The sequence below is a fragment of the Bacteroidota bacterium genome, assembly GCA_017303905.1.
In the GTDB taxonomy this organism is placed as follows: domain Bacteria; phylum Bacteroidota; class Bacteroidia; order B-17B0; family Aurantibacillaceae; genus JAHEYG01.
This window is the reverse complement of record JAFLBH010000003.1, coordinates 397,799-407,726: the sequence shown is the minus strand read 5'-3', so window position 1 is coordinate 407,726 and position 9,928 is coordinate 397,799. Positions and strand designations below refer to the sequence as shown.

The 9,928-nt window shown below is 34.5% G+C and carries 10 protein-coding genes; 3 read left to right on the top strand and 7 right to left on the bottom strand.

Translation table 11 applies throughout. The features are described from left to right. Nucleotides 1–185 precede the first annotated feature (185 nt). From J0L69_12430 to J0L69_12400, 7 genes are all read right to left on the bottom strand, one after another. Nucleotides 186–3,263, bottom strand: coding sequence for an ATP-binding cassette domain-containing protein (locus tag J0L69_12430; GenBank protein ID MBN8693993.1), 3,078 nt, complete (start codon nt 3,261–3,263; stop codon nt 186–188). 18 nt (nt 3,264–3,281) lie between these two features. Then, nucleotides 3,282–3,761 carry a hypothetical protein gene (locus tag J0L69_12425; protein MBN8693992.1) on the bottom strand — a complete coding sequence of 160 codons (480 nt, stop codon included), beginning with the start codon at nt 3,759–3,761 and terminating at the stop codon, nt 3,282–3,284. A gap of 66 nt (nt 3,762–3,827) precedes the next feature. Then, the gene (locus J0L69_12420; protein ID MBN8693991.1) at nt 3,828–4,259 is read right to left on the bottom strand and encodes a hypothetical protein; all 432 of its coding nucleotides are present in this window, start codon (nt 4,257–4,259) and stop codon (nt 3,828–3,830) included. A 14-nt stretch (nt 4,260–4,273) separates the two neighbouring features. Further along, entirely contained in the window at nt 4,274–5,173 is a 900-nt protein-coding gene (locus tag J0L69_12415; GenBank protein MBN8693990.1) for a hypothetical protein, read from the bottom strand. Nucleotides 5,174–5,307: 134 nt separating this feature from the next. Next, on the bottom strand, nt 5,308–6,552 hold the full coding sequence (locus J0L69_12410; GenBank protein MBN8693989.1) for a 3-deoxy-D-manno-octulosonic acid transferase: 1,245 nt from the start codon (nt 6,550–6,552) through the stop codon (nt 5,308–5,310). 1 nt (nt 6,553) lies between these two features. After that, nucleotides 6,554–7,294 (bottom strand): hypothetical protein, encoded by a 741-nt coding sequence (locus J0L69_12405; GenBank protein ID MBN8693988.1) that lies wholly within the window; start codon nt 7,292–7,294, stop codon nt 6,554–6,556. Between the two features lie 23 nt (nt 7,295–7,317). Then, complete coding sequence (locus J0L69_12400) at nt 7,318–8,034, bottom strand: ABC transporter ATP-binding protein (GenBank protein ID MBN8693987.1); 717 nt, start codon at nt 8,032–8,034, stop codon at nt 7,318–7,320. A 29-nt stretch (nt 8,035–8,063) separates the two neighbouring features. Between J0L69_12400 and J0L69_12395 the strand changes: the two genes are divergently transcribed. The 3 genes from J0L69_12395 (at nt 8,064) to J0L69_12385 (ending at nt 9,902) form a co-directional block, all read left to right on the top strand. Continuing rightward, on the top strand, nt 8,064–8,735 hold the full coding sequence (locus J0L69_12395) for a pseudouridine synthase (GenBank protein MBN8693986.1): 672 nt from the start codon (nt 8,064–8,066) through the stop codon (nt 8,733–8,735). 57 nt (nt 8,736–8,792) lie between these two features. Then, a complete protein-coding gene (locus tag J0L69_12390; protein MBN8693985.1) occupies nt 8,793–9,389 on the top strand; it encodes a YceI family protein in 597 nt (198 codons plus the stop codon). A 63-nt stretch (nt 9,390–9,452) separates the two neighbouring features. Next, complete coding sequence (locus J0L69_12385; GenBank protein MBN8693984.1) at nt 9,453–9,902, top strand: MarR family transcriptional regulator; 450 nt, start codon at nt 9,453–9,455, stop codon at nt 9,900–9,902. The last annotated feature ends 26 nt before the right edge of the window (nt 9,903–9,928 follow it).

Here is a 9,928-nt window from a genome sequence, read left to right as displayed (position 1 = left end):
GGCCAGAATTTTGGGTTTACCATTTTACTTTTACTCACTAAAAGTTATAAAGTTTCATGGCTTTTGTGTTTTTTTAGCATATGTATTTAAATATTTGAATATCAATATTTTAAATTACTGTTTTCAACAACTTGTAATAAAAAAACCCGATTGTTAAATCGGGTTTTGGTGATAGATGTTGTAACTTATTTTTTTCTGGATAGTTTAATGTTTCCAAAAATATCCAGTACTCTTTTGAATACATCAAAATAAAGAGTGATCATTAATGTGATGCTCATAATCCAGATAACAAAAATATTAAACCAGTATGTCGGATAAAGCGTTCCTAAGAAATTTTTTCTTGGAGCAAAGAAATGCGCACGACCAAATTTTGATTCAGTAGGATCTTGAAACACTGGATCAATTTGTTGAATCAATCGGCCATCTTTCTCCAAGCAACGTTCACCCATATGGTTTGAATTTTTTAGCAACTGGTTCAAGCTTTCGTTTTCGTATTCGTCTTGAACAGCTAAAAATTTTTCTTTATCAGCAGGCGTTTTAATTAATGAAGCTGTAATTGAATCAGCATCTCTTCTGGCTTTAATCTCTACTTTGTTATAATAGTCGTTAACTTTTTCTAAATACGCTCTTAAAGCAGCCTCAGTACCTTTATTATATGTAGTGGTAGTAATATCTTCAGCCTTTACACTACATTTCACTTTTTTATTCGATTTGGTTTCTTTGTCGATTTCATTTCGAATAAGGTCAATATGCGACTTAAGTTCCGATAAACTTTTTCCGGCGCTTAATTCGTTGGCAATTTTTGTAAGCTTGGCTTCCATTTTTTGTTTCCAGTATATTTTTTTATACTGAGCCACACTCATGGATTTATCATAGCGATAGAAATATCTTTCGTATTTGTTTTCTTTAAATTGATTGACTGCTAATGCTTCAAAAGCCCATCGGCTGGCCATAACTTCGCCCGCAACCGGTACACCACCTTGCTCTGCTAAAGTGGGATTTAATTTATCAAACTTAACAACCACACCGGCTAATAATAATTGCGGAATGATTAAGAATGGAATTAAGATGTAAATCGTAACTGCACTGTTAAATGCGGATGAAATATTTAATCCAAGCATGTTTGCAAAACATGAAGTTGTAAATAAAACCATCCAATAATCTAAATACATGCCTTGTACACCCAACACAAAATTACCTACCAATACAAAGGTTAATGTTTGAATGGCAGATAAAACAAACATGATGATGATTTTACTCCATAAGTAACTTGATTTACTTAAGTTGAGGAATGATTCACGTTTACGGATTTTACGGTCGCGTATAATTTCTTCCGCACTCACTGTTAATCCTATAAATAAAGCTACAACAACCGCCATAAACATATAAGCCGGCATGTTTTCATTTTCACGATAAATGTAACCACGTGTTGTATCTACGTCAGTATTAAAGTAACGAACCAAATACGCCAAAATGAAAGCTAATAAAGGAGCTTCCAAAAAGTTAATCATTAAGTATTGTGTATTTGTTAATTTACTTAATACATCACGCTTAATGAAAACAAGAAACTGTTTTATTTTATTTGGAATTTTAAAAATAGCTTCCGGAATTTCACCTTGATGGTCGTTTTGCGAAATGTGTTTTTCAATTAATTCTTTGTAATGTACATTCCACTCACTCGGGCTTGTTTTGCGGTTATGTGTTAAGTTTCCGTATTCGTCTAGTACCTTACTCTCAATAATGTTGAAAATCTGTTCAGGGTTTACGTTACCACAGTTCCAGCACTCGCTTTCATCTGCATTCACATGGTTAACTAAACGTTTGAAATACGACACGGCATCAACAGGATTTCCATAATAAATAGGATAACCGCCTACATCTAATATCATCAACTTATCAAACATTTTAAAGATGTCGGATGAAGGTTGGTGAATTACAACGAAAATTAATTTCCCTTTTAATGCTAATTCTTTTAAAAGGTCCATGATGTTTTCCGAATCGCGTGAAGATAAACCTGAAGTGGGCTCATCTACATATAATACGGAAGGTTCACGAATTAATTCTAATGCAATATTCAAACGTTTACGTTGTCCACCGGAGATGGTTTTTTCTAAAGGCGACCCAACTTTTAAATCGCGTGTTTCAGATAAGCCCAAATCCGCTAATAAAGCGCGGCATTTTTCGGTTATTTGTTCGTCGGTTAAATTACCGAAGCAAAGTTTAGCATTGTAGAATAAGTTTTGAAATACAGTCAGCTCTTCAATTAATAAGTCATCCTGCGTTACGTGACCAATTACACCATCCACTGCAGCTTTATCGGTGTGTACATTTTTACCATTAATAAAAACACCACCAGCGCTAGGCACTTCCATTCCGTTCAACACGTTTAATAAAGTAGATTTACCTGCACCGGAACCGCCCATGATACCAATAAGCTTTCCGCTTTCTTCGCTCATGTTAATACCGCGTAAACCTAATTTTCCGCCTTTAAACTTATATTCAATGTTCTTTGCCTCAAATGAAATTTTCGCTTTACTGCTATCAGCTAAGAAGCGGCCAATGATATCACTATAGTAAATAGGTTTTACTTTAGAACTTCTTAAAGAAGACCCCGGCGTTAGAATATGAACGCGCTCTTTTGAAATACCTTGTCCGTTTAACTGTAATTCGATGTTGCCGTAAATGCGAAGTGCATACATACCAACGCTATTAATTTGCAATACACGTACATCATCACTTAAAGTTTCGCAGAGAATGTGTTTAGAGGCATTATTGTATCCGCCAGGTTTATTGTTGATAATCAAAACATCCTCTGAATTAGGAATTACTTCAATTTTATCTTCAACGAAATGTTTGAGTTGTGTAAATTCTTCTGTAGGAATATTAAATGTATCCGCTACGGTGATTACAAATTCATATTCTTGTTCTGAAATTTCGTTTGATGAATAGATAAACTCCAATAAACGAATTAATACGATGACTTTTTGAGGCTGTTCAAGTTCCTGATTAATCTGAGTACAGATTTTCAAAACTTTTACAGAGTTAAGCGATGTACGTTTTGCTGAACCATCTTTCTTTTTACTTACCTGATGATGTGCTTCTAAATACTCATCAAAAATGCGCAAGTAAGTTTCAACTTGTTCCTGACTTAATTGTTGTTTCAAGAAAGACTGCACAATGGCCCTTCCGGTATTGTTAACGCCATCAACTTTTGCGATGATGGCAAACATTTGCATTAAGGCTCGTAATATTCGTTCGCTCATAGGTTATTTTTTGTACAATTATTTTTTATGTAGTTCGTAGAAGCAGCGCGACATTTTTTTAATGTTGCTCACATCTTCTTTTTGCATTTTTGATTCAAACTTAGTGTTGAAAAGTATTGAAGTAATACCATCGTCTTTTAAAGTGCCAATGTAATTTATCATTACATCAACTATGAAATACGCATTCTGTTCTTTTATATCATAAAGTGTTGCATTTTTTACAAAGAAACTTTTACTACCAGATTTTATTTCTAGTGGACCTGATTCCACGAAGCCTAATTTTTCGTTAGGAGTAATTTTAAGAATGTATTTTCCTCCAATAGAAATCAATTGAACTTTACCTCCGTTTTTGAGGTTTGTTGTCATCACTTTTCCCGGAACTTTTTTTTGTTCGTTAGGTTTGTAGATACTATCAGGAACCAATAAATCATTACAGTTTTGAGAAAGTAATGCAGAACTCAAAAAAACAAAAAGTAATATTTTAATAAATTGGCTCATACTTTAAAGAAAAAAAGGATAAAGTCTTTGTTCTTTATCCTTTTTTTTCAGCTAAATGCTTGAATTTTATTTTTGTTTAAATCCGATTAAAATCACGGCACATCCCGAACCTTGGTTGCGGGTAACATCAATTTGCGCTTCAATGGTACATTCTAAAGTGTTTTTAACTTTAAAATCCCAATATGGCGCATTTTTGTAATTACGGTTTGAGAATAACAAATGACGATCTTGATCGTAGATGTTGAAAATCAAATTCCCATCATTAGAACCACTGCACGCAGCGATGCGATAAATTGTTTCGCCAAAAAATGTTGTATGGAACTCCGCTGTTTCTTCTGAGTTTAATAATAAAGCACGGTATTGCTGCCCGTCTGAAATAAACGTAGAAATAATATGCTTAGCACAGAAATTCGCGATAGAATCGCACTGAGCCTTTGCTTTGTTGCTTAGAGTTAAAGCGAAAAGTAAGGTTAATATGGTGATAGATAACTTCTTCATATAATTAAAAACTCTTAAGATTTTACGTTGATGATATTATTTCTGATTTCCTGAATTTTTGTAGCAATCTGTTCGATTTGCTCATTTGAAACTGAAACTTCATTGGTACTATTGATGTAAGTCATTTTCTTTAATGAATCAGTTACAGGTTCAACAAAATTGTATTTGAATTGAATGCCTTCATATACTTTCAATAAATCAGTAAGCTGAGCAGACAAAGTATTTGCATCAGGTAAGTTGTGCGAACCAATTAATTTGATGATACTTTCTAAAGCTTGCTTTTGTTCAGCAATGCGGTATTTAATATCATCGTTTGCTTTTTGCTTTAAAGCCGTAATAGAAAAATGCATACTCTCAATCCATCCACCTGTTAAGATTAATGAACTGATTTCAGTACGTTGATTGGATTTCAAATAAGCATCACTGGCGCGATAAGCTACGCCAACTAACATTAGCATACTGTCTTTGTTAGCAATGTTAGTTTCAATACGCTTCATTGTGTTTGCGTCAAATGCTGCAGATACTCCTAATTTATCAGCTAATTGCTTTACACCGGCTAAATAACCAATTGCATCTTGTGTTTGATTGTACATACTTACATAACCTAAGTCAGCACCGTAAATTCCTAAATTTAAGGCACGAACGTAATCAGTTGAATAGGTATTAACCTTATTAGACGGATTTAAAATCTCTTTATTGTATGATACGCCCGACTTTTGGATTAACATGGCGGTTTGTATTGGAGAAGGGATACTGAAAAGTTGCCCTCCTACATTTAATACTGCCGTTTTTGCAGTGTCAACATCCACAACATTCTCATTGTTTTGTTCATCATCCTTCGGTTTGTCTCCGCCACAAGAGGTAGAAATAACAAGAGCCGCTAAACTAATTGATAAAAGTTTAGTGTTAAACATATACTTTCTTAGATTCATCGAAAAAAATACTTAATTGGTTTTTAAAAAATCAATGCAAGTAAGCAAAATTTAGTGAATTAATCAAATTTAGGAGTTTAGTTAATATTTTGATTAATCAATTGATATACAGAGTTTTATATGCTTAAAACTTTATCGAGTGTTTTTAGTGTCGCTCCGCTGTTTTTTTCAAGGTAATTATAGGCCGCATTTGCGGCGCTTTCTAAGTTACCTGAACTATTGAAAAGTTGTTTCACCACTGATGTTAACTCTTCAGTATTACTCACCTCAAATCCCGCACCATTCTTAATGAATTCCTTTGCTTCGTTAAATTTTTGATGATTAGGACCAAAAATCACAGGTAATTTATGTGCAGCAGGTTCCAGAATATTATGTATTCCGTTATTAAAACCGCCACCAACGAATGCAACGTGTCCGTATTTATAGGCAGAAGCAAGAAGCCCGATGGTATTGATCACTAATACATGCGCTGAATTATCAATTTGATTCAAATACAAAGTATAATTTATGCGTTTTAATTCCAGTTTGTTTATTAGCGATTTTATAGAGGTTTCATCCGTTTCATGCGGAGCGATAATTAGTTTTAAGTTTGGAAATGAAGTAAGTAATTGTAAGTAACTATCAATCAGAATTTGGTCATCTCTTTCCCAAGTGCTGCCTGCAATCAAACATAATTTTGTGCCACAAAATGACTTTAATTTTTCAATTTCTGAGGCGTGTTTTGCTCCTTGTAAAACCCTGTCCACTCTGGTATCTCCACAAAGTATACCCGAGTTGACTCCAAGTTTCTCCAATAAATCCAGTGATTCTTTATCCTGGACAAAAATATTCTTGTAAGTTTTTAAGGCTTTTAAAAATACTTTACCATACCACTTAAAAAATGGCTGGTGTGTTTTTATAACCGCTGAAATTAAGTAGGTAGGAATCTTTTTATGATGCAGGGTGAATAAGTAATTTAACCAGAATTCATATTTTACAAATATAACGGTGTGCGGATTGCAGCTTTCAATAAAATCAACTGCATTTTTTTTGAAATCAGGGGGCAGATAGCAAACCAAATCGGCATATTCATAATCTTTTCGTATTTCAAATCCGGATGGTGAAAAAAAAGTAAGAATAATTAATGTGTCCGGTGATTGTTTTTTCAGAGCTTCTATTACCGGGCGACCTTGTTCAAATTCTCCTAAGGATGCGCAATGAATCCATACCCTTTTTTTGTTCGGTAATTTCTGTAATTGTGATGTTAATCGTTCGCGCCATTGTTTTCTTCCGTTCACCCAAAGTTTAGCTTTTGGCTTAAATAAGGAGGAGATATAAATGGCACAGGTATATAAAAATATGCCTGTATTATATAGTAACATGTTAATTGTAATAGAAATCAAGGGTACGTTTATATAACGGAAGTACCCATCCAATTCTTGCGCCAATCATGATATCCATGCGCGTCTTATCATCTTTCATGCCGGTATCATAATTATACCCGCGATAGCTTTTTGTAAAGCCCTCATGAATCTCAATTCCTGCAATGAAATTTACCAAGCGATTATTACTTAAATAAAGGTATCCGATAAATTGTTGCATTGCCAAACCACCACTTAATCGATCATATCCCTTAGCTAAATCACCTTTAACAGCGGCTATTTTTTGATTGGCGTCATACAATTTTATTTTATGTTGCATGTAACCGAATCCGCAATTAATCATAAGTCCGGAGTTGGGATTATGACCAAGTTTCGGGAATACTTTTCCAACAACAACAAAACCGTTAAATCCGCGTTCTGTAATGCGTAAATCTGCCGGAAAACCTTCATTGTCAATAATGAAATTATCTTCGTTTCGCATCTGTAAAGTAATATCTTCCTTCACGTTTTTACTCCAGAAATAACTTCCATCCAATCCGATGGTCCATCCTTTACTGAATTTAAAAAGGAAACTTCCTCCAACAGCCAAGTTGTTTCCGAAACGTTTTTCCATATCTCCATAAGGCATATGTCCGCCAAAATGCGCGGATATTAAAGGCACATTCATGCACGTATCAGCAACTCTTTGAGCCCATGAATTTAGAGTGTGTACGGAAATTAAAATTAAAAGCAGTTTACGCATAAGTGCGAAGTTAATTAAAAAAATTAACTCATGCTTTCCATGCGGTTTTTATAGGTGGTAATATTTTTGTTTTGAGTATCTGATTCTACTAGGCCGTCTTTTAAACGTACAATTCGGTGAGCGTGCAATGCAATATCCTCTTCGTGAGTAACTAGAATAATAGTATTACCGTTTTTGTGAATCTCTTCAAATAAGCCCATGATTTCTACAGATGTTTTACTATCCAGGTTACCTGTAGGCTCATCAGCTAAAATAATTGCAGGTTTATTAACCAGAGCGCGGGCAATGGCCACACGTTGTCGCTGTCCGCCCGAAAGCTCATTAGGTTTGTGGTTCATGCGATTGCCTAATCCAACTTGTTCCAACACTTCTTTCGCGCGAGCTTCACGTTCTGCTTTTGAAATGCCGGCATAAACCAAAGGCAATGCTACATTCTCTAAAGTGGTACTTCTAGGTAATAAATTAAAAGTTTGAAAAACGAAACCGATTTCCTTGTTACGAATTTCAGCTAATTCATTGTCGGTCATTTTTGCAACCGAATTATTATTTAATATATATTCCCCGGTACTTGGTGTATCTAAACAGCCTAAGATATTCATTAAGGTAGATTTACCGCTGCCTGAAGGTCCCATTAACGCAACGTATTCGTTTTTGAAAATATTTAAATCAACTTTTTTTAAAGCATAAATAGTTTCATCACCAATTTGATATAATCGCGAGATATCAGTTATTTTAATAATGGCTTCCATGTTATATTTGCGGGAATAAAATGAGCTTTCGTTTAAAAATAAAACATCATTTAATTCATGCGTTAAATTACACAAATAAAACGGCCGGCGATTTGATTTCGTCAGGTAAATTAACCGTTAATGGAAAAGTAGTTTTAACAAATGAAATAATTCATGAGGAGGATGAGTTATGTTTAGAGGGGCAAATCATTAAGCCGGCAATTCAATACGAGTATTACGCCTTATATAAACCAACCGGCATAGAATCTTCTTTTTATAATTTGATTGTAGATAATTTAAGTAAGGTGTTTCCGTTTAACGATAGTTTTTTTGTGGCCGGTCGCTTAGATAAAGCCTCAGAAGGATTATTGATTATTTCCAATAATGGTAAATGGGTAAATGCCTTAACACGAGCCGATGCTTATAAAGAAAAGGAATATGAGGTGGAGGTAGACCAACAAATTTCGGATGAATTTATTGAAGCCATGGGTAAAGGAGTAGATATTGGCTTTTATGTTACGCGACCTTGTACGGTTTCCAAAATCACATCACATGTCTTTAATATCGTGTTAACAGAGGGTAAGAATAAGCAAATACGCCGTATGTGTAAAAAGCTGGGATTTAAGGTAACGAGGCTTAAACGTACCCGAATCGATAAATTTTATTTAGCTGATTTAAAGCCTCTTGAGTATCGGAAATTTCTTTTAACATAATTTGTTGCAACAATATATGTTATAACGTATAAATTTGTATCGTTAAAACTAAACGATATGAAAAAACTACAACACACATTAGCCGCAGCACTATTATTAATGGCTGCTGCAACTACAGCTCAAACTAACTGGAAAGTGGATGCTTCTCACAGTAAATTAGGTTTTGCGGTAACTCACTTAATGGTGAGCGAAACAGAAGGGAAATTTAAAGTATATGAAGGAACCGTTAGCTCTAAATCTGAGACTGATTTTACCGATGCAAAGATTGAATTTTCGGTAGATGTAAACAGCATTAATACAGATGATGAAAAACGTGACGGACATTTAAAAAGTCCTGATTTTTTCGATGCGGCTAATCACCCAAAAATGAGTTTCAAAGCAACATCCATGAAGCCTGGAAAAATTAAAGGTACTTATGATTTAGAGGGAGATTTAACCATGCGTGGTGTAACAAAAAAAGTAAAATTAACCGCGATTGGCGCTTCTAAACCGGTTAAGGATCCTTGGGGAAATACTAAATACGCGTTTAAAGTGAGTGGCAAACTAAACCGTGTAGATTACGGCTTAAAGTGGAATGCGGCTATTGAAGCAGGTGGAGTAGTTGTAAGTGAAGAGGTGAAGATTGATTGTACTATTGAATTAACCAAAGCGTAAAAATAATTCGCAATTGAAAAAAAATCCCGGATTGTTCCGGGATTTTTTTATTTTTACCCCACTGTGAAACTCGAAGACGCAATACAACAGAAAAAATTTAAAAGTGAACAACAGAAACTAGGCATTAATATGCTCTACACTTTTAACTGGCTCAATTATCAAATTCAGCAAAAATTTAAGGATAAAGATATAACCGTACAGCAATATAATGTATTGCGTATTTTACGCGGACAACATCCCGAGCCTTGTAATTTAAAATTAATTAAAGCGCGTATGCTCGACAGGATGAGTGACGCTTCACGCATAGTAGATAAGTTAAACGTGAAGGGTTTTCTCGAAAGAAAAGAATGCGCAAACGACCGAAGAAATGTGGATGTGTTTATCACTGAAAAGGGATTGGAATTATTAAAATCATTGGATCACATTGATGATGAATATAAATCTCTATTTAAAAACCTGAACGCTTCTGAAATAAAAACGATGAATGATTTGTTGGATAAAGCACGCGGATAAAATAGTTTAACTGAAATAAAAAAGGG

Bases quoted from the DNA above. Each gene is read 5' to 3' on its own strand.
- J0L69_12420 (MBN8693991.1), bottom strand. From the start codon at position 4,259: ATGAAGAAGTTATCTATCACCATATTAACCTTACTTTTCGCTTTAACT.
- J0L69_12395 (MBN8693986.1), top strand. From the start codon at position 8,064: ATGAGCTTTCGTTTAAAAATAAAACATCATTTAATTCATGCGTTAAAT.
- J0L69_12415 (MBN8693990.1), bottom strand. From the start codon at position 5,173: ATGTTTAACACTAAACTTTTATCAATTAGTTTAGCGGCTCTTGTTATT.
- J0L69_12390 (MBN8693985.1), top strand. From the start codon at position 8,793: ATGAAAAAACTACAACACACATTAGCCGCAGCACTATTATTAATGGCT.
- J0L69_12410 (MBN8693989.1), bottom strand. From the start codon at position 6,552: ATGTTACTATATAATACAGGCATATTTTTATATACCTGTGCCATTTAT.
- J0L69_12405 (MBN8693988.1), bottom strand. From the start codon at position 7,294: ATGCGTAAACTGCTTTTAATTTTAATTTCCGTACACACTCTAAATTCA.
- J0L69_12430 (MBN8693993.1), bottom strand. From the start codon at position 3,263: ATGAGCGAACGAATATTACGAGCCTTAATGCAAATGTTTGCCATCATC.
- J0L69_12425 (MBN8693992.1), bottom strand. From the start codon at position 3,761: ATGAGCCAATTTATTAAAATATTACTTTTTGTTTTTTTGAGTTCTGCA.